Genomic DNA, 19,791 nt, shown 5'->3' on the forward strand with positions numbered 1-19,791 from the left:
AAGGAAACGAGGAAGGAATGTCTATTTATGAAAGTAGAGCACGGGGGAAATGCGGCAGCTTTGGCTGAGGAATTGGGTTTTTCTCTAGAAGACTGTCTGGATTTCAGTGCCAATATCAATCCTCTGGGGATTTCTCAAAAGCTGAGGGCTTGTCTGACCGAGTCCATTGATTGGCTGGTTCATTATCCAGACATCAGCTACAGCCGCTCCAGAGAGCTTTTGGCACATCATTATGGCCTAGAAAAGGACAATGTCCTGCTGGCAAATGGTGCGGTAGAAGTCTTTTATGAGCTGGCCCGCTTCCTGCGTCCAAAAACGGTCCTGACTCTGAGCCCTACTTTCATGGAATATGAGAAAGCTTTCTCGCAAGTGCAGGCCAAGGTGGAGCGCTTTAGCCTCCCTTCTCCATCCTATGAATGGAATCTAGCTGACATGTTGCCGGCCTTGGATTTACTGACTGCAGGAGACGCTGTACTCATCTGCAATCCCAATAATCCGACGGGTACCTTGATTCGGCGTACTGAGTTAGAAAAGCTGGCTGAGGACCTGCAGGAGCGGCAAATCTTTTTGATACTGGATGAGGCTTTTATGGACTTTCTGGACGATGAGGAGGACTATAGCTTCGTCTCACGTCTGGCCACCTATCCAAATGCAGTAGTGGTGCGGTCTCTGACCAAGTTTTATGCTATTCCCGGTCTGAGACTGGGCTATGCTCTCAGCTGTCATCCGACTTGCTTTGATGAGATAGAGGAGAGCCGCGCTCCTTGGTCGGTCAATGCTATGGCGGACCAGGCCCTGCCTGTCCTTTTGGAGGATCAGGCCTATCAGCAAGCTACCAAGCAGTGGCTTCGAGTAGAAAGAGATTTCCTTTTTCAAGGACTGACTGCATTTTCACAGATTCGGCCGGTCAAGCCTAGTGTCAACTATATCTTCTTTGAATATTTAGGTCAGCAGGACCTGCGTCAGGAGCTTCGGCAGAGAAAGATTTTCATCCGTTCCTGTCAAAATTATCATGATCTGACAGACCGGCATTACCGCATAGCCATCCGCAGCCATCAGGAAAATGAACAGCTTCTGGCTTGTCTGACAGAGGTATTGGCGAAAGAGGCTCCTTATGACTAAGGGAATCGTTTCCTGTCCAGGTTCCTGCGGTGAATTATTCCAAGGTTTAGTAGGAGAGCAGGAGGTTCTGCTCTCCTATGGGATTGAGAAGTACAGTCGAGTGAGATTGGACGGGGCTTCGTCTCTCGCAAGGCAAGCCCAAGGTGAAAAGGTACGACGAGCTTTGGAGCTCCTGCCTGAGCCCAATGTTTTCTCTTTTGTTCAGGAGTCAGACCTGCCCATCAGCAAGGGCTATTCTAGCAGCACAGCAGATATGGTTAGCTGCCTGCAGGCAGCTGCTCTGGGGCTGAAGCAGCCTCTGAAGGCAGCGGATTTGACGCGTCTCTGTGCCATGATTGAGCCTACTGACTCGGTGGCTTTTGCGGACTGGACGGTCATTAATCCCCTGACTGGTCAAGTGGTCTGGCAGACAGACTGGAAGCCTGAACTCTATGTGTATATCTTGGAGCCTGTGGAGATGGTGACTACTCTTGACTTGGTTCGGATGATGGCCAGTCCTAGCTATCCGGCTGAGGAGTCCAAGCGTTTGCTTCCTCTCTTTCAGGCGGCTTGTCAGGAGAAGAGTCTGACAAAACTTGGCCATTTGGCTAGCTATAGTGCTTTGTTGAATAACCAACGGCTGCCTAAGCCCTATCTGGAAGAATTACTGAATTTGGTAAAAAAATACCAATGCTTAGGGCTCAATGTTGCCCATAGTGGCACATTAGTTGGTCTGCTGCTGAGCAGGGAACAGCTAGCAGTCTTGCCCAAGCTAGAGGCTGAACTAGCTCGCTCAGCTAGTGGGGCTTATTATCAGACTCGGACCTTGAGCAGGATTATTTTTGAAGGGGTGCAGCCGGTCAGGGAGGAGACAGACTAGTTTGAAAGACTTAGAAAAAATTATTGAGCAGATTCTTCCGATAGATAAAGACAAGCTTCAAGAAGGCCAGCGCTACTGTGATCAGCTAGGAAAGCCGCCAGGCTCCTTAGGGAAGCTCGAGACCATCTATGCTCGCTTGCATGCCATGTTTTCTGGTCCCATTGATTTGGAGAAGAAGATTGTCCTTGTCTACGTAGCGGATAATGGCATCGTGGCTGAAGGCGTTTCTGCCAATCCTCAGGAAACGACCTATACTGTTGCTCGCAATATTCTAGCAGGGAAATCAGGCTTGTGTGCTATTTCCAAACATGCTGGTTCAGACATCTGCCTGGTAGACATTGGCTGCAAGAAGGATATCTTTGAGGAAAATAAGGACAAGGTCTGTCATGGGACGCGCAATATGCTTGAGGAGCAGGCCATGACTCGCGAGCAGGCCATAACGGCAATTCTAGTCGGCTACAAGAAGACAGAGGCCTTGATTAAAGACGGCTATCGTCTCTTTGGAACAGGAGAAATGGGGATTGGCAACACCACTACCTCGGCTGCTGTCATTGCGGCAGTTCTCGGTCTCAAAGCAGAAGACGTCACAGGCTATGGAGCTGGTCTGACTCAGGATATGAAGACTCATAAAACAGCCGTTATCCAGCAGTGTTTGGATCGTCACGCTCCTTATGGAGATATTCTGGATCTGACCGCTAAGCTTGGTGGGCTAGATATGCTGGCTATGGCAGGCACTCATCTCGCCTGTGCCAGCTATCAGCTGCCATGTGTAGTGGACGGTCTTATTTCTCTGACGGGGCTGCTGATTGCCCATCAGCTGACTCCTCATGTCTTGGACTATACCTTTGCTTCCCATGCTTCGACGGAGCCTGCTTACAAACTGGTCAGTGACTTTCTAGGACTGGAGCCTATGCTTTTGCTGGATATGCGGCTAGGTGAAGGCTCGGGCTGTCCTTTGGCTTTCTTTCTGCTGGAAAATGCTGTCTATACCATGGAGCATATGCCAACCTTTGCTGAAGGCAGCTTGAAAGAAGAAGATTATGTTGATATTCGCAAAAATGTGACTTAAAGGAGGAAAAATATGCAACTCTATACAAAAACAGGTGATAAGGGCTTGACCAAGCTAGTTGGTGGCCAAAGTGTCGCCAAGGATGCAGAACGAGTGAATGCTTATGGAACCATTGATGAGCTGAACTCTTGGATTGGTTATACTATTACCAAGCTGGATAAGGATGATAAGCTGAGAGATGAGCTGCTCCAGCTGCAGCATTATCTCTTTGACTGTGGTTCAGACCTCTCTACACCAAAGGGAGTTTATCCCTATAAGGTTGATCATCAGCTAATTGACTGGATTGAGGAGAGGATTGATACCTACGCAGAAATTCCACCAGCTTTGGAAAGGTTTATCCTGCCGGGCGGTGACGAGATTGCTTCCATGATTCATGTGGCTCGGACCATTGCAAGACGGGCAGAGCGTCATATCGTAGGGGCTATGTGGACTACAGAAATTAACAATAATGTCCTGATTTTTGTCAACCGTCTATCAGATTACTTCTTTGCCTTGGCTCGAGTAATCAACTTTACTAAAAATCAAGAAGACATCGCCTATGAAAGAGGTGCTAAGGTCTTTCACAATATCACCAAGGCAGATGTTGAGCGTTGGGCAAGCAAACGCCAGTGATAAAAAGAAACAGAAAAAGTTCTGTCTTTCCAAATTGACTTTACCAAGTCTTGGAAGGACAGAACTTATTTTGATGTTCTAAAAAAGAAAGCCGCCTATACATCTTCGTATCTTTATGCTAAGCTTCGTTGATTAGCACTAGCTTTCCAATTATTGACTCTGCTCCTTTGCAGAAAGACAAGTGAAACCTCATCTTTAGAAAATTAACGTACTTAAACGTAGAGTCAATAATGGAAACTAAGCTAAAATGTTTGTTCCAAACTGACATCACTACCTTACATCGAGGCATGAAATCTACTAAAATTTAAGAATAAAGACCTGACTTAAAGCTGAAAAGCTTATCACAGTGGCGGGACCGCGCTGGATTTGCACCAGACTTCCATATCCTTAAAAGTACTAAAATCAATTTCCTAGTAACTAGATTGTAACACCTTTCACAGGGAATTACAAGGAAAATGAACTAAATTTTAATAAAAATTTAATCCTTCAAATAAGCTTGGCTTTGTAAGGAGAAGCGGCACTAAAAATTTCTTATATTAATGACTTTTTCATTGCCATGAAAGCGCTTTTGTGTTATAATTCAATATAGTACAAAGGGGTACTGAAGATAAATAAGCAATGAAGCTATATGAAAATGCTGTGACGTGTGTAGGGGAGCAGTCTTATTTTCATATAGTTTCTTTTTGTTTAAAAACAGATACAACAGAAAGGAGAAAAGATGTATAAGATTTCCTATAAGACTGAATTGCATGTGGGCAAGGGCGCTCTGCAGCAATTAAGCCATTATAAAAACGAGCATATTCTAGTCGTTGCCGATCCTTTTTTGAAGACATCTGGCACGTTGGATGCTATTTTAGCCAACTTTGATGACAGCAATGACATTGTTGTTTTCACAGATATTGTGCCTGATCCGCCAATCGAAACGGTTGTAGCTGGTATCAAGAGTGCAGGAGACAGACCAATCAGCATTGTGCTTTCCATTGGTGGCGGCTCTGCTATTGATGCTTCCAAGGCTATATATTATTTTGCCAAGAAGCAAGGTGCCTTCTCAGAGGCTATTCTCATTGCCATTCCGACGACAAGCGGAACTGGATCTGAAGTAACGTCCTTTTCTGTCATCACGGATGCAGAGAGAGGTACCAAATATCCTTTAGTGACCAAAGAAATCCTTCCGGATGTAGCTATCTTAGATGCGGATTTGGTTCTGTCACTTCCTGGTAACATAACGGCTGACACTGGAATGGATGTATTGACCCATGCCATTGAAGCTTATGTATCGACCAAGGCTACGGACTTCTCTGATGCCTTGGCTGAAAAGGCGATTAAGCTGGTCTTTGAATACCTGCCTAAAGCCTACAAAAATGGTCAGGATGTAGAAGCGCGTGAAAAGATGCATGCAGCATCCACTCTGGCTGGTATGGCCTTTAACACAGCTTCTTTGGGTATCAATCACAGTCTGGCACATGCGGCAGGTGCCAAATTCCATGTTCCTCATGGTCGTTTAAACAGTATTTTAATGCCCCATGTCATTCAGTATAATGCTGGTATCGAATTCAACAATCGGAACCGGCAGGCAGCGGACAAGACTGTAGCCAGTCGCTATCAGGATATTGCCAAACTACTGGGATGCAGTGCTTCAAGCCCTGTGTCAGGAGTAAGACAGCTGGTTGAAGCCATCAAGAAGCTGCAAAGAAAGCTGGAGATGCCAACTTCTCTGAGAGAATACGGTGTGAAGACAGATGTCTTTGCTCAGTACAAGGTAGAAATTTCAGAAGCTGCTCTGCATGATGGCTGTACTCCGACTAACCCTCGTGTCCCTACGGCAGAAGAACTGCTTAAAGTATTAGAGAAAGCGTTTTAATCCTCTGAATTGCTGTTATGCCAAAATTATTGTATAATGATTAAGAGCATGCAGTACACTTCTGAAGGTTTAAAATCATGAAGAAGGTTTACTAAATTGGAAGAAAAACAAAGAATGATACAGGAATACGTTCCTGGGAAACAAGTGACCTTGGCGCACCTTATCGCTAATCCTGATGAAGTCATTTTTGAAAAATTGGGATTGCAGGCAGAAATCAAGGATGCGATTGGAATCTTGACGATCACTCCGAGTGAAGCGGCTATCATTGCGGTTGATATTGCGACCAAGGCTGCGGATGTTCAAGTTGGTTTTGTGGATCGTTTCAGCGGCTCTGTCGTGATGACAGGTGACGTTTCTTCTGTTGAGGCAGCTCTCATTGCCGTTTTACAAGGTCTGGAAGAGATTTTAGGCTTCTCCAGCACTGTTGTAACGCGGACATAAAAAATCAAACTGTCGAGGGGAAGTATGAAGGGCAGAATACTAATTGTTGATGATGATCCAATTGTAAGATTAGATATCCGAAATATATTAGAGGCAGCTGATTATGAAGTGGTGGCTGAGGCATCCGATGGCTTTGAGGCTATTGATTTGTGTCAGAAATATCGTTGTGACTTGGTCATGATGGACATCAAGCTTCCGCTTCTGGATGGCCTGACAGCGGGTAAGAAAATACTCGAAGATGCTTTAGCCTACAGTGTGATTCTACTGTCAGCCTACAGTGATGAACACTATGTTCAAAAAGCTAAAACCAATGGGATTAGTGCTTACTTGGTTAAACCTTTGGATGCCAAGTCCTTGATTCCTATGGTAGAGGTCTGCATTGAGAAGGGGCGCCAGCTTCAGCAGATGTCCAATGAAATGGTCAAGCTGTCTAAAAAGATAGACGATCGGATTGTGATTGAAAAGGCCAAAGGCTTACTGATGGCTCGTGATCATTTGTCAGAGCCAGAAGCTTTCAAACGCATTCGGACAATTAGTATGCAAAAGAGAGTGCCGATGATTGAGATTGCTAAATTGCTGGTGCTCCAAGATGATGTGTAATGATTTATAAAGATAAGATAAAGCAGCTTTGTCAGGAACAGACAAATTTGGATGAGGCTGATATCGAGCATCTCGTCCAAGAGGCTGACGAATTATTGAAAAACTCAGCTTATGCCAATGAAGATGTCTTCATTGACGTAAAGAACATCTTTTCGGAACATGCCATTGTCATCTTTCACAAAAAACCAGAAAGCAAGCTCAGCTTGTACGAAAACTCGGTCGTAGGTGCTATGGCCTATCTGGAAAATGAGCCAGGTGTTATCCGGACCTTGGAGACGGGCGCTCCCTCGATTGGGCTTTCGGCCAGATCGCAGGAGGGCTTAGCCATCCATCAGACGGTCTTTCCGATTTTGAGAGAAGAGCGCGTCATTGGAACGCTGATTATCGAAAGAAATGCTCCCCAGACTTTACCAGATCACTTGTCTTTAGATAAAGAGGACGACGGTTTTGAGTTGCGGAGCACTCCTGAGATTTCAGCCCAAGAGCAGTTTGTTTTATTTGATCATATAGACGAAGCTTGTTTGGTCTTTGACCGGCAGGGCTATCTCAAATATTTCAATCAAGCAGCTGCCGACTCTTATCGCCATAAGCTGGGCTATATGGACTCGATTGAGGGAATGCACTATAGCAATCTGGTCTTAGACAGTCTGACTTTTGAAGAAATCCAGCAACTGGGACCACAAGCCCCTCAAGAAAAACCTCACCAAGTTGAGGTACATTATGGCACTTATTGCTTTTTGGTCAAACGCTATCTGCTGGCTGAGAGTGAAAATGTGGTCATGATCTGTAAGGATATTACAGACATCAAGGAAAAGGAAGCACAGCTCTTAACCCATACAACTACCATTCGTGAAATGAACCATCGGGTAAAGAATAACTTGCAAACCGTTGTTTCCTTGCTGCGACTACAGGCTCAGCAAAGTCCAGGAGCAGACACCAAAAAAGCTCTTAATGACAGTATGAATCGTGTGCTCTCTATAGCGGCGACCCACGAACTCCTGTCTTCTCAGCAGGATGACAGCATTCAGATTGAGCATCTGCTGAAGAGAGTTATCGATAATGTTCAGCGTTGTTTTTCCGGGCATAGGGAAATAACCCTGACCTACAGCCTGGAACCGGAACTCTGTCTCGATAGCAGCCGGGCCACTTCACTGGCACTAATCGTCAATGAATTACTGCAAAACAGCTATGAACATGCTTTTAAGGACAAAAAAAATCCAGAAAAACCGCAAATCCATTTGCAGGTTGGACTTAAAAATGATATAATAACTTTAAAAGCACTGGATAATGGTAGCGGTTACAATCAAGAGCATTCCTTTGAGAATCATCTGGGTCTACTCTTGGTGGAGCGCTTTGTCCAAGGAAAATTGTTTGGAACCTTGTCTATCCACTCAGACCATGAGGGGACAACAACGACCATTCGTTTTAAAAAATAAATACTACCAGACTAACAATGATGTCAGTCGAAAAAAGCAATGACGCTTGAAGAATGTAAATGAACTCTGTTTGTTTGCATTGCTTTGAGCGTCTTTTTTGGAGGTTTTTAGTATGTCAGATAAAATTTTGAGTGTGGGGCTCGATATCGGGACAGCCACTACACAGCTGATCTTGTCAGAGCTTACCATCGAGAATATTGCTTCTGTGTTTACTATTCCTCGTGTCTATATTACAGATAAAAAAGTTCTTTATAAAAGTGAAATTATCTTCACACCAATTTCGGATCAACTTTTGATCGAGGTAGATAAGATCAAAAACTTTGTTCTGAATGAGTATGCGAAAGCAGGCATTCAGAAAAAAGATATTCAGATGGGGGCAGTCATCATTACTGGTGAGACAGCTCGCAAGGAAAATGCCAGTCAGGTGCTCCAAGCCCTGAGTGGTTATGCTGGTGACTTTGTTGTTGCGACGGCTGGGCCAGACCTTGAGAGTATCATCGCTGGTAAAGGGGCCTGCAGTCATCAGTATTCCCAAGAGCATCATACATCAGTCGTCAATATTGATATTGGTGGGGGGACTTCCAATCTGGCAGTCTTCCGAGAAGGAGATGTGATTGATACAGGGTGTTTTGATATCGGAGGTCGGCTGATAAAAATGGATCCGCAGACCCAGCGGATTAGCTATATTGCTCCAAAACTGCAGACTATCATTGCAGAGCAGGGGCTTCAGCTGGCAGTTGGTGAAACAGTCCATCGAGCTGATTTGGATCGACTGATTCAAGAAATGGTCTCCGTATTAGAACAGTCTGTAGGAATTGACAATCACAGTCCTTACTATGATCTCCTACAGACCAACCACGGTCTCAAGTTGAACTATGATCTCCACTGCGTATCTTTCTCTGGTGGTGTAGCTGATGGAATATACTTGGAAACGACCTCGGCGGATGATTTCCGCTATGGGGATATCGGTATCTTGCTAGGCAGGGCGCTGAGCAAATCCAAGATTTTTGATCAAAAGAAAGTCATCCAGTCAGCTGAGACCATCCGGGCAACCGTTGTTGGAGCGGGCAGCCATACGACCGATGTCAGCGGCAGTACCATTACCTACATCTCTGATATCCTTCCTATTAAAAACATTCCAGTTCTCAAACTGGCTGCTTCTGATGAGCATGAGGATAAGGAGGGACTGCAGCAGATTATCAGGGACAAGGTGGCCTGGTTCACACTGGAAAATGAAGTCCAGCAGGTGGCTTTGGCTATCAATGGAGAAAAAAGCCCAAGCTTCGCCCGGGTTTTGGAATACGCAGAGGCTATTGTCAAGGGAATGAGCGAAAGCATTGAAAAGAACATTCCGTTGCTAGTGGTGGTCAGAGAAGATATGGCCAAGGTTCTAGGCCAATGTCTCTTTGCTCAATTGCCTAAGGATTATCCATTTGTCTGCATTGACTCAGTGGATGTTCAAAATGGCGACTATATCGATATTGGTAATCCAGTCATTGAAGGATCGGTCTTACCGATTGTCGTGAAAACATTGGTGTTTAATTAAACTTTTATTTACACAAAGGAGGAAGTAATCCATGATTTTGAAAACAAAATTGTTTGGTCGGCTTTACGAATTTAAATCCGTAAAAGAAGTGCTGGCCAAAGCCAATGAGTACAAATCCGGGGATCAGCTAGCCGGAGTAGCAGCAGAATCTGCCGAAGAGCGTGTCGCTGCTAAGGTTGTACTAGCTCAGCTAAAACTGTCTGATTTGTTCAATAATCCGGTAGTGCCTTATGAAGAAGATGAGGTAACACGGATTATCATCGACGACGTCAATCTTCGTACTTACGAAAAGATTAAGAATTGGACAGTAGAAGAGCTGCGTGAATGGATCTTGGATAACAAGACTAAGAACGTAGATATTCAGTGGCTGTCTCGTGGGTTGACTTCTGAAATGGTAGCAGCGGTTGCTAAGTTGATGACCAACTTGGACTTGATTGTAGCTGCCAATAAGATTGTCATTACCAAACATGCCAATACAACGATTGGTATGCCGGGAACATTCTCTTCTCGTCTTCAACCAAACCATACCACAGATGATCCAGACGGTATCATGGCTTCTACTATGGAAGGTTTTGCTTATGGATGTGGGGATGCTCTCTTAGGATTGAACCCAGTAGATGACTCAGTAGAAAGTACCAAACGCGTCTTGCATAAGTTTAACGACTTCATCGAAGAGTACAATATTCCAACTCAGCACTGTGTGCTAGCTCACGTTACTACTCAGATAGAAGCCATGAATCAAGGTGCTCCGACAGGATTGGTCTTCCAGTCTATCGCTGGATCTGAAAAAGGAAATGAAGCCTTTGGTTTTGATGCTAAAATCATTCAAGAAGCTTGGGATACAGCTCTGAAAGTGGGAACAGCTGCTGGACCGAATGTCATGTACTTTGAAACAGGTCAAGGTTCTGAACTTTCATCTGATGCTCACCATGGAGCAGACCAAGTGACTATGGAAGCTCGTTGTTATGGTTTTGCTAAACGCTTCGATCCATTCTTGGTAAATACCGTTGTTGGATTCATCGGACCTGAGTATCTTTATGATTCTAAGCAGGTTATCCGTGCTGGTTTGGAAGACCACTTCATGGGCAAACTGACTGGTATCTCAATGGGTTGTGATATCTGCTACACTAATCACATGAAGGCTGACCAAAACGACGCTGAAAATCTCTTGGTTCTTCTCGGAGCAGCCAATGTTAACTACATCATGGCGATTCCTCATGGTGACGATATCATGCTTAACTATCAAACAACTGGTTACCATGAAACAGCAACCATGCGTTCACTTCTCAACAAACGTCCAATCAAGGAATTTGAAGAGTGGATGGAAAAGATGGGCTTGATGGAAGATGGCCACCTGACAGAAATCGGCGGAGACGGCTCCATCTTTATGAAATCAAATTAGCAAGGAGGAAATCATTGTGGATGAATTGCAATTAAAAGAAATGATTCGCTCATTGTTAAATGAGATGGGCGGCGACTCAGCTGTTAAAGAAACAGCAGCGACTGACCAGAACAAAGCTGAAAAACCTGCGGTTTCTCTGCAGGAAGAAGTCAAACAAGACACTTCAGTGATTGAAGATGGCATTATTCCGGACATAACAGAAGTAGATATTCAGGAACAGTTCTTGGTTCCGAATGCCATCAATGAAGAAGCCTACCGAAAGATTAAGAAATTTACTCCGGCACGTCTGGGCTTATGGCGGGCAGGCGATCGCTACAAGACACAAAGTGTTTTGCGTTTCCGTGCAGACCATGCGGCAGCTCAGGATGCGGTCTTCTCCTATGTATCAGATGACTTTGTCAAGGAAATGGGCTTCATTCCTGTACAGACCAAGGCAGCAACTAAGGATGAGTACTTGACACGTCCAGATTTTGGCCGGGTCTTCCCTGAAGATCAGCAGGCGATTATCAAGGAAAAATGCAAACCTAATGCCAAAGTTCAGATTGTCGTTGGTGACGGTCTTAGCTCATCAGCTATTGAGGCTAACGTCAAAGACTTCCTGCCAGCTCTGAAGCAAGGTCTGAAAATGTTCGGACTGGACTTTGGTGAAGTACTCTTTATCAAGCATGCTCGGGTTGCAGCTATGGACCAAATCGCAGAGCTGACTGGTGCAGAAGTTATCTGTATGCTGGTTGGTGAGCGTCCAGGTCTGGTAACAGCTGAGTCTATGAGTGCTTATCTGGCTTACAAGCCAACAGTTGGTATGCCAGAAGCGAAACGGACCGTTGTTTCCAATATTCATAAAGGCGGAACACCAGCCGTTGAAGCTGGAGCCTATGTAGCAGAAATCATTAAGAAGATTCTTGATAATAAGAAATCAGGAATTGATTTGAAATAATAGGAGGTAGTGGCTTTGAAAAATGATCGATTAGGTGCAAATGTATTAAGTGCCCTTCTGATTTCAAACGTGGATGCAGGTTTGGCAGCTTCTTTGGAGCTTAAACCACATCACAGAAGCCTGGGAATTATCACTTCTGACTGTGATGATGTCACTTATGTAGCCTTGGATGAAGCAACCAAGGCAGCAGATGTAGAAGTGGTCTATGCTCGCAGTATGTATGCTGGTGCAGGCAACGCTTCAACTAAGCTGGCTGGTGAAGTCATCGGTATCTTGGCTGGTCCAAACCCAGAAGAAGTTCGCAGCGGTCTGGATGTAGCAGTCTATGAAATCGAAAATGGGGCTAGCTTCTACAGTGCCAATGATGATGACAGTATTCCTTATTTTGCTCATTGTATCTCTCGTGCAGGTTCTTACCTGTCAGAGGGGGCTAATGCAGAAGAAGGAACAGCGATTGCTTACTTGATTGCTCCACCGGGTGAAGCTATGGTGGCACTGGATGCGGCTTTGAAAGCGGCTGATGTGCAGGTTGGAGCCTTCTACGGACCACCAAGTGAAACCAACTTTGCCGGCGGACTTCTGGTCGGATCACAGTCAGCATGCCGAGCTGCCTGCGACGCATTTGCGAATGCAGTTATCGCAGTAGCAAATGATCCTAAAAGTTATTGATTAGGAGTTGATTAAATGGCAGATAGAGCACTAGGTTTAATTGAAGTAAAAGGTTATCTAGGTGCTGTAGTTGCGGCAGATGCGGCTTTGAAGGCTGCCAATGTATCATTGCTTAATATTGAAACGGTCAAAGCTGGTTTGAATACGGTTCAATTAATAGGCGATGTCAGTGCAGTCCGCTCAGCGGTTGATGCAGCAGTTGAGTTGGTACAGGATAAACCTTACTATCTGGCCAGCCATGTAATTTCTAGGTTGGATAACCAGACAGACCTTCTCTTTGTACCAAAGAGAAACAGTAAAACAGCTAAAAAAGAGATTGCTTCTACGGCGGAAACAATCCCTTCAGAAAAAATCGAAGAAAAGCCTCAGCCTGTAAAGGAAACTAAGGCTGAACCAGCAGAGAAGCTTGAAGGAGAGACAAGGACCTACACCAGAGAAGAACTGGAAAAACTAAAAGTCGTCGAACTACGCAGCCTTGCCTATCATCAAGAAGGTATCCGTCTCAGCAAGAAAGAAATCAAATTTGCCAACAAGAAACTTCTCGTTGAGACTTTGATGGAAACAATAGGAGAGGAGTAATTGCGGATGTTTTTAGAAGATAAAGATTTGGTATCGATTCAGGAAGTAAGGAATTTGATTCGGGATGCAAAGAAAGCCCAAGCAGAACTTGCTAAAATGAGCCAAGAGCAAATTGATACCATTGTAAAAGTAGTAGCGAAAGCTTGTTATGATGAGCGTGAACGCCTAGCTAAAATGGCGGCTCAGGAAACAGGCTTTGGCCGCTGGGAAGACAAGGTATTGAAAAATGCTCTTGCTTCCAAAGGTATTCTTGAAGAAATCAAGGATATGAAAACGGTTGGGGTTCTCAGCGAAGACAAGGAAAAGAAAGTCTTGGAAGTTGGGGTTCCAGTAGGTGTCATTGCTGGCTTGATTCCATCAACCAACCCGACCTCAACGGTTATGTATAAGGCTTTGATTGCTTTGAAGGCAGGAAACAGTATCGTCTTCTCTCCTCACCCAAATGCTCTTAAGTGTATTGAGGAAACGGTAGAAATCATCAAGAAAGCTGCTAAGTCAGCTGGCTGTCCGGATGGAGCCATCAGTGCGATTCATCGGGTATCCATCGCAGCTACAAATGAGTTGATGCGGCACAAGGATACAAATCTGATTTTGGCGACTGGTGGGAATGCCATGGTCAAAGCAGCTTACTCATCTGGTACACCAGCAATCGGTGTAGGTCCTGGTAATGGTCCAGCCTTCATCGAAAGAACAGCAGATGTGCCAAAAGCAGTTCGTCAGATTTTGGATTCTAAAACCTTTGACAATGGTGTGATTTGTGCATCTGAGCAGTCTATCATCGTTGAAGAAGATATGAAGGAAAAGGTTGTAGCAGAATTCAAGAAACAAGGTGCTTACTTTGTTCCAGCTGAAGATGCTAAGAAACTAGGCTCCTTCATTATCCAGCCGAGTGGTGCGATGAATCCGAAGATGGTTGGTAAAACACCGCAAGTGATTGCTGAGTTAGCTGGTATTTCAGTTCCAGCTGATGCTCGGGTCTTGATTGCAGAAGAAACTGGCGTCGGTAAGCAGTATCCATATTCTATGGAAAAACTGGCTCCAGTCTTAGGTTTCTACACTGTCAAGGACTGGTTGGAAGCTTGTGAGCTGAGTATTAAGATCTTGCATCATGAAGGTGCAGGCCACACTCTTGCTATCCACAGTCAAAATGAAGAAATTATTCGTGAATTTGCACTGAAAAAACCAGTATCTCGTCTGCTGATCAATACGCCAGCAGCCCTAGGTGGTGTCGGTGCAACGACTGGTCTCTTCCCAGCCTTTACTTTGGGTTGTGGAGCTGTGGGTGGCAGCGCAACATCTGATAATGTCAGCCCGCTCAATCTCTTTAATATCCGTCGTGTAGCTTACGGTACATCAGAACTGTCAGACCTGCGACAAGCAGAAAATATGGCAGTGGAAGAACCAAAAGCAGTAGCAGTTGACGGATCAAACGAAGAAGAACTGGTAACCTTGTTGGTTCAACGCGTATTGGAAAAACTAAAATAGTCAATATTAAACATTATAATTGGAGGATACAATCATGGCAAACGCAAATGCATTAGGAATGGTAGAAACAAAAGGACTTGTCGGCGCAATCGAAGCAGCTGATGCAATGGTCAAAGCCGCTAACGTAACTTTAGTTGGTAAAGAACAAGTCGGCGCTGGATTGGTAACAGTCTTGGTTCGTGGTGATGTCGGTGCAGTCAAAGCAGCGACAGATGCTGGAGCAGCTGCAGCTGAAAACGTTGGTGAATTGATTTCAGTTCACGTAATCCCACGTCCACATGCTGAAGTGGAAGTAATCTTGCCTCATCAAGAATAAGATTACAGACTTTCGGATAAAATTAAAAACAAGAAAATAATTGGAGGAAATAAACATGGCAAACGCAAATGCATTAGGAATGGTAGAAACAAAAGGACTCGTCGGCGCAATCGAAGCAGCTGATGCAATGGTCAAAGCCGCTAACGTAACTTTGATTGGTAAAGAACAAGTCGGTGCTGGTTTGGTAACTGTAATGGTTCGTGGAGATGTCGGCGCAGTCAAAGCTGCAACAGATGCTGGAGCAGCTGCAGCTGAAAACGTTGGTGAATTGATTTCAGTTCACGTAATTCCACGTCCACATGCTGAAGTGGAAGTTATTCTGCCCAAATAATATGGGACAGATAAATATTTGCTGAAAGGGCCTGTATTGTAGTGTTCAGGCTTGATACAGGCCTCTGATGCAAATAGAATACTCAGTGAAAATGAAGCTTATGGGCAGCAGCTCGATACTAGACAGAAATGTTGATTTTCGGAGAGTATCAGATTGATTTTCACAGAGTATCAACGGAGTAGAAGGATGTGAATACATGTCAGTTTTTACAGAAGCTAAGATTAGAAAGCTTTATAGAGAATCCGTTCTCGCTGATAACGGTGTCTTTGAATTAAACAAAGATGAAAAACTGACGCCAGCAGCCAGAGGTTTTCTCAATGATCACCATATTCGAATTATTTCTTCAGGTCAGACCAAAGGGAAACCAGCCTCAGCTGTTGATGCTATCAGGGTACCGATTACAAACCTTGAGGACTCTGCTGTGTATCCACGACTATTTAGACTGACTAAACTTTATACTTGCTTTTTGAAGAACCAGAGAGAGTTGCATCAGGCTTTTCAGGATGAAAAGTGTGAGCAAGTTGGCCAACTATTGAACATAGTAGAACAAATCGTCGGCCATCATATTCTGGATGATATTTCTGATTACCAGACAGACCTGCCTAGCAATGCAGAATTGCAGGCCATTCGGGTCAGTCGACAGCTCGATCAAGAGACGGTTATGATGAGTTACCAAGAACCGACTTGGCAGCTGAATTGCTATGAAACATATATCGAAACGACCCTCCTGCGCAAAGAATTGGAGCAGGCTGCTGATGGTGACAGAGATCAATTTGCTTGTAAGGTTTCTCAATTATTAAAATCAATTGAAGTCTTGCTCTGGTTGATAGCAAGCTAATAACAAGAGAAAGAAGAACAGCAATGACTTTAGAAAATTTGGTAAATAAAGTAATTGATAAAGTTCAGGAAGAATTGCAGGGGTCATTTGAGGTAGAAGCGAGCGGACGTCATGTCCATTTGAGTCAGGAAGATTTGGAAGCCTTGTTTGGTCCCAACTATCAATTAACAAAAGCAAAAGACCTATCACAGCCAGGCCAGTTCGCTAGTCAAGAAAGGCTGACAGTTGTCGGTCCAAAAGGCGCTTTTCACAATGTGGTTATTCTGGGACCTGTTCGCAAACATTCTCAGGTAGAAGTTTCTCTGACCGACTGTTTGCAGCTGGGCACCAAGGCTCCCATTCGCGAAAGCGGCGATATCGAAGGAACACCGGGCGTCATTTTGGCTCATGGAGACAAGGCAGTTTGTCTGGATAAGGGCCTGATTGTAGCTAAGCGTCATGTTCATATGACACCGGAAGATGCTGAACGTCTGAATGTAAAAAATCATGAGATTGTACAAGTCAGAGTAGAAGGTGCTCGTCCGCTGATATTTGATGATGTAGTCATCCGTGTTAGTCCTAAATTTGCGACTTATATGCATATTGACTACGATGAAGCTAATGCCTGTGGTTTCAAAAAAGGAACACGCGGACGGATTATTAAAAAATAAGTCGTATGAGCAAATAAAAGGTAGGTAAAGAATGGAAAATCTAGATCATTTAGTAGATTTGATTACAGACCGCCTGATGGAAAAGTTGAAGAAAAAGCCTCAGAAACCTTCAGTATACGTCATTGGAGGCGATAAGATTCCTGACTTATTAGAAGGGGAAGGCTTTCAAGTTGTAAAAGATTCTTGCACAGCAGAGATTGTTGTTGTTGAGTCACTTGGTTTTGATGCTTTTCTAAGACTCTCATCCCTTTGCCCTTTAGCGGTGGAGGAAGCAGTCATTTTAAAGAGTCTTTTGAAAGGCAAAAAAGTCCTCGTATCAGACAACGCCTTTGCTATTCAACAGTACAAGCAATCTTCTAAAGTGTACTTGTATCAGGAACTGCAGGGACAGCGAGAAAAGCTTATTCGCTACGGTCTGCAATTTTATAAAGAAGGCCAACTCTTAGCACTCCTAGAAAGCGATCAGGCTGAAGAGCCTCGCCCGGAAGTGAAACGGGCGGTGGCAGAAGAAGTCAGCCAGAAGACTAAGGCGCCAGGCAAGCCAGTTTTGCTGACAGAGAAGAGGCTGAGAGAGATGGGCTTACCTGAAAGCGGAAGCTTTAAAATAGAAAAAGGAATGATTGTGACAGCCTTGGCGAGAGATTATCTAAAACGTCAAAAAATAGAAATCATAGAATAAAGGAGTGGGTAGAGATGTTTGTTGGTAAAGTAAAAGGAAGCCTTTGGGCGACTAGAAAAGACGAAAATTTAAATGGTTTGAAATTTTTGGTGGTCGAACGGCAGCTAAATGAACATCAAAGTGACCCAGCTCTGCTTATTGTGGCCGACTGCATCGGTGCAGGCGAAGGAGACCAAGTAATGGTAACCACTGGCAGTTCTGCCCGGATGAGCCTAAATAAGACGAATATCCCTGTGGATATGGTCGTTGTGGCTATCATTGACAAGGTTGACTATCACAGTGATGAAGAATATTAGAAACTAAGGTAATGTTATGAGTATCAATGAAATTATCATTTATATCATGGTTCTATTCATGCTGATCGGTGCAGTGGATAAATGTATCGGTGGCAAACTAGGACTAAGTGAAAAATTTGAAGAAGGTATCATGGCTATGGGAGCTTTGGCTCTTTCTATGGCTGGGATTATGGTAATCGCTCCCCTCTTGGCGGATGTCTTGAAACCAATTGTCGTGCCTTTGTATGGCTTGGTGGGCGCTGACCCGTCTATCTTTGCGACAACCTTCATTGCCAATGATATGGGAGGAGCTCCTCTGGCTCTCAGTCTGGCTCAGGATCCAGCAGTAGGAAATTTCGCTGCCTTTGTACTGGGCTCTATGATGGGGCCAACCATCGTCTTTACGATTCCAGTTGCCTTGGGTATTATCGAAAAAGATGACCGTCCGCTTTTGGCTCGCGGAATCCTATACGGTTTGGTAACTGTTCCGATTGGCTGTCTTCTCGGAGGAATTTTCGTGCCAGGTCTGCCTTTTGGAACCTTGGTTGTCAATCTTATCCCGATTATCATTGTATCTGCTCTGATTTTCATAGGATTGCTTTTGGCACCTAATGCCATGATTAAAGGTTTTGAAGTGTTTGGTCAGATTATTGTTATCTTGGCAACGCTTGGTTTGGCCTTTGGTGCAGCTCAGCTTCTGACTGGCAATGAATGGCTCATCAGCATCTATCCAAAAGGTGCTGAAACATTGAAGGAAGCTTTTGAAGTTGTCGGAACGATTGCCGTAACCTTGGCTGGAGCCTTTGGTCTGGTAGCTGTCTTTACCAAGGTAGCCAACAAACCACTTTCTGCTATCGGAAAATCCCTAGGAATGAACGAAGTTGGTGCAGCTGGTTTGGTAGCTTCTCTGGCTAATAACATTGCCATGTTCCAGATGATGAAGGATATGGACAAACGCGGTAAGATTATCAACGTAGCCTTTGCTGTATCTGCTTCCTTTGTTATCGGAGATCACCTAGGCTTCACAGCCGGTCAAAAACCGGAAATGATTGTGCCGATGATGATTGGTAAATTTGTCGGAGGTATCACAGCGGTATTACTGGCTTTCTTCCTAACGAAGAAGGAAGCTTAGACTTGGAGGTATGAAGTATGGCAGATATTAATCGTTCTGACCTAGAAACATTGGTTCGTAAGATTTTATTGGAAGAATTAGCCACTAAAGATGGTGGGAAGAAAGTCAGCAAGGCAGGCGTAGCTTCTATCGCCCTGCCAGGTCTAGATGTTCGTCCAGAAGATCGCTTGGATACAGGTGATGTGAGCCATCAAGTTTATACACGAGACTTGCTGACCTTAGACGAAAGCCCAAGATTGGGCTTAGGTCTGATGACCATGGAAAAGACAACTTTCCCTTGGCATCTGGACTATGATGAAGTGGACTATGTTATTGAAGGGCGTCTTGATATTATCGTTGGTGACGAAGTCATGACAGCTGGCCCTGGCGAAGTACTCTTTATCCCTAAAGGCAGCGACATTCAGTTCTCTGTCAGAGATAAGGCCCGCTTTATCTATGTGACTTATCCGGCTGACTGGCAAGGCTAGTTTGTTGGAAGATTGAACAATTGGATTCAATAGTTTGATTCCCCACTAAGTGGAAGTGAAATACGGATGGTATCCCCATATAAAAACCAGTGCCTCTGTACTGCACTACAAAAGTTAGACACAAAAATCTAGCTTTTTAGAGTCGGTACACTTTAGGTGCTGGTTTTCGTTTATATAACTTTCAGCCCGTCTAGTTCCATAAGACTCTAGCCAATAAATCACGCCATGCAGGTGCAAATTGAAGATTCTCCTAAAAAATCCAAATGCGATACAATTAAGGTGTTGAAGTTTGCTCAAAACTGAGAGGGGAAAATATAGATTGAAAAGCACATAGTTTATCATGCACAAATTATCCTCGAATATCCTGCCATCTCCCAGTTCTGTAAGCACAGTCTAATGGAGCTTTTTTGCTTTTTTCATTCTTGAAAGATATAGGAAAACATGCTATAATGAAAAGAACATTCTAAAAATCAGAAAGATTATTA

Annotated in this window: 22 protein-coding genes and 1 riboswitch; all 22 genes read left to right on the top strand. The window is 44.3% G+C overall.

Annotated elements, in window-relative coordinates; genetic code table 11:
* Positions 1-27: 27 nt before the first annotated feature.
* The 22 genes from cobD (at position 28) to J1C86_RS02690 (ending at position 19,306) form a co-directional block, all read left to right on the top strand.
* A complete protein-coding gene (cobD, locus tag J1C86_RS02585; protein WP_125408812.1) occupies positions 28-1,122 on the top strand; it encodes a threonine-phosphate decarboxylase CobD in 1,095 nt (364 codons plus the stop codon).
* Entirely contained in the window at positions 1,115-1,981 is an 867-nt protein-coding gene (locus J1C86_RS02590; protein WP_125407385.1) for a kinase, read from the top strand. Before cobD ends, J1C86_RS02590 begins: the two co-directional genes overlap by 8 nt.
* Position 1,982: 1 nt before the next feature.
* Positions 1,983-3,050 (top strand): nicotinate-nucleotide--dimethylbenzimidazole phosphoribosyltransferase, encoded by a 1,068-nt coding sequence (gene cobT / locus J1C86_RS02595; RefSeq protein ID WP_185755786.1) that lies wholly within the window; start codon positions 1,983-1,985, stop codon positions 3,048-3,050.
* 12 nt (positions 3,051-3,062) lie between these two features.
* Positions 3,063-3,662, top strand: coding sequence for a cob(I)yrinic acid a,c-diamide adenosyltransferase (locus J1C86_RS02600; RefSeq protein ID WP_125407378.1), 600 nt, complete (start codon positions 3,063-3,065; stop codon positions 3,660-3,662).
* 259 nt (positions 3,663-3,921) lie between these two features.
* A riboswitch (adenosylcobalamin (AdoCbl) riboswitch) is annotated at positions 3,922-4,070 on the bottom strand.
* 310 nt (positions 4,071-4,380) lie between these two features.
* Positions 4,381-5,523 carry a 1-propanol dehydrogenase PduQ gene (locus J1C86_RS02605; RefSeq protein WP_125407376.1) on the top strand — a complete coding sequence of 381 codons (1,143 nt, stop codon included), beginning with the start codon at positions 4,381-4,383 and terminating at the stop codon, positions 5,521-5,523.
* Positions 5,524-5,619: 96 nt separating this feature from the next.
* Positions 5,620-5,964: a BMC domain-containing protein gene (locus J1C86_RS02610; RefSeq protein ID WP_002898216.1), complete on the top strand. Its 345-nt coding sequence runs from the start codon at positions 5,620-5,622 to the stop codon at positions 5,962-5,964.
* A gap of 24 nt (positions 5,965-5,988) precedes the next feature.
* A complete protein-coding gene (locus tag J1C86_RS02615) occupies positions 5,989-6,564 on the top strand; it encodes an ANTAR domain-containing response regulator (RefSeq protein WP_002902510.1) in 576 nt (191 codons plus the stop codon).
* Complete coding sequence (locus J1C86_RS02620; protein ID WP_125407373.1) at positions 6,564-8,000, top strand: sensor histidine kinase; 1,437 nt, start codon at positions 6,564-6,566, stop codon at positions 7,998-8,000. Before J1C86_RS02615 ends, J1C86_RS02620 begins: the two co-directional genes overlap by 1 nt.
* Before the next feature lie 112 nt (positions 8,001-8,112).
* Positions 8,113-9,546, top strand: a complete 1,434-nt coding sequence (gene eutA, locus J1C86_RS02625) for an ethanolamine ammonia-lyase reactivating factor EutA (protein WP_125407370.1) — start codon at positions 8,113-8,115, stop codon at positions 9,544-9,546.
* Between the two features lie 31 nt (positions 9,547-9,577).
* A complete protein-coding gene (locus J1C86_RS02630; protein WP_125407368.1) occupies positions 9,578-10,948 on the top strand; it encodes an ethanolamine ammonia-lyase subunit EutB in 1,371 nt (456 codons plus the stop codon).
* Between the two features lie 16 nt (positions 10,949-10,964).
* Positions 10,965-11,885, top strand: coding sequence for an ethanolamine ammonia-lyase subunit EutC (eutC, locus tag J1C86_RS02635; protein WP_004192040.1), 921 nt, complete (start codon positions 10,965-10,967; stop codon positions 11,883-11,885).
* 15 nt (positions 11,886-11,900) lie between these two features.
* A complete protein-coding gene (eutL, locus tag J1C86_RS02640) occupies positions 11,901-12,554 on the top strand; it encodes an ethanolamine utilization microcompartment protein EutL (RefSeq protein WP_009659835.1) in 654 nt (217 codons plus the stop codon).
* A 15-nt stretch (positions 12,555-12,569) separates the two neighbouring features.
* Entirely contained in the window at positions 12,570-13,133 is a 564-nt protein-coding gene (locus tag J1C86_RS02645) for a BMC domain-containing protein (protein ID WP_002910480.1), read from the top strand.
* Positions 13,134-13,139: 6 nt separating this feature from the next.
* Positions 13,140-14,618 carry an acetaldehyde dehydrogenase (acetylating) gene (locus J1C86_RS02650; RefSeq protein WP_002901059.1) on the top strand — a complete coding sequence of 493 codons (1,479 nt, stop codon included), beginning with the start codon at positions 13,140-13,142 and terminating at the stop codon, positions 14,616-14,618.
* A 34-nt stretch (positions 14,619-14,652) separates the two neighbouring features.
* The gene (gene pduA, locus J1C86_RS02655) at positions 14,653-14,934 is read left to right on the top strand and encodes a propanediol utilization microcompartment protein PduA (RefSeq protein ID WP_002910479.1); all 282 of its coding nucleotides are present in this window, start codon (positions 14,653-14,655) and stop codon (positions 14,932-14,934) included.
* A gap of 55 nt (positions 14,935-14,989) precedes the next feature.
* Positions 14,990-15,265, top strand: coding sequence for a propanediol utilization microcompartment protein PduA (pduA, locus tag J1C86_RS02660; protein WP_002896373.1), 276 nt, complete (start codon positions 14,990-14,992; stop codon positions 15,263-15,265).
* A gap of 196 nt (positions 15,266-15,461) precedes the next feature.
* On the top strand, positions 15,462-16,103 hold the full coding sequence (locus tag J1C86_RS02665; protein WP_002910478.1) for a hypothetical protein: 642 nt from the start codon (positions 15,462-15,464) through the stop codon (positions 16,101-16,103).
* 23 nt (positions 16,104-16,126) lie between these two features.
* A complete protein-coding gene (gene eutD / locus J1C86_RS02670) occupies positions 16,127-16,753 on the top strand; it encodes an ethanolamine utilization phosphate acetyltransferase EutD (protein WP_002896361.1) in 627 nt (208 codons plus the stop codon).
* Positions 16,754-16,784: 31 nt separating this feature from the next.
* Positions 16,785-17,432: an ethanolamine utilization protein gene (locus tag J1C86_RS02675; protein ID WP_002910475.1), complete on the top strand. Its 648-nt coding sequence runs from the start codon at positions 16,785-16,787 to the stop codon at positions 17,430-17,432.
* A 14-nt stretch (positions 17,433-17,446) separates the two neighbouring features.
* Positions 17,447-17,728, top strand: a complete 282-nt coding sequence (locus J1C86_RS02680) for a EutN/CcmL family microcompartment protein (protein ID WP_002896356.1) — start codon at positions 17,447-17,449, stop codon at positions 17,726-17,728.
* Between the two features lie 16 nt (positions 17,729-17,744).
* Positions 17,745-18,839 (top strand): ethanolamine utilization protein EutH, encoded by a 1,095-nt coding sequence (locus tag J1C86_RS02685; RefSeq protein WP_002910474.1) that lies wholly within the window; start codon positions 17,745-17,747, stop codon positions 18,837-18,839.
* Positions 18,840-18,856: 17 nt separating this feature from the next.
* A complete protein-coding gene (locus J1C86_RS02690) occupies positions 18,857-19,306 on the top strand; it encodes a cupin domain-containing protein (RefSeq protein WP_002910473.1) in 450 nt (149 codons plus the stop codon).
* Positions 19,307-19,791 lie beyond the last annotated feature (485 nt).

It is taken from the genome of Streptococcus sanguinis (genome assembly GCF_050220005.1).
Lineage (GTDB): Bacteria > Bacillota > Bacilli > Lactobacillales > Streptococcaceae > Streptococcus > Streptococcus sanguinis_Z.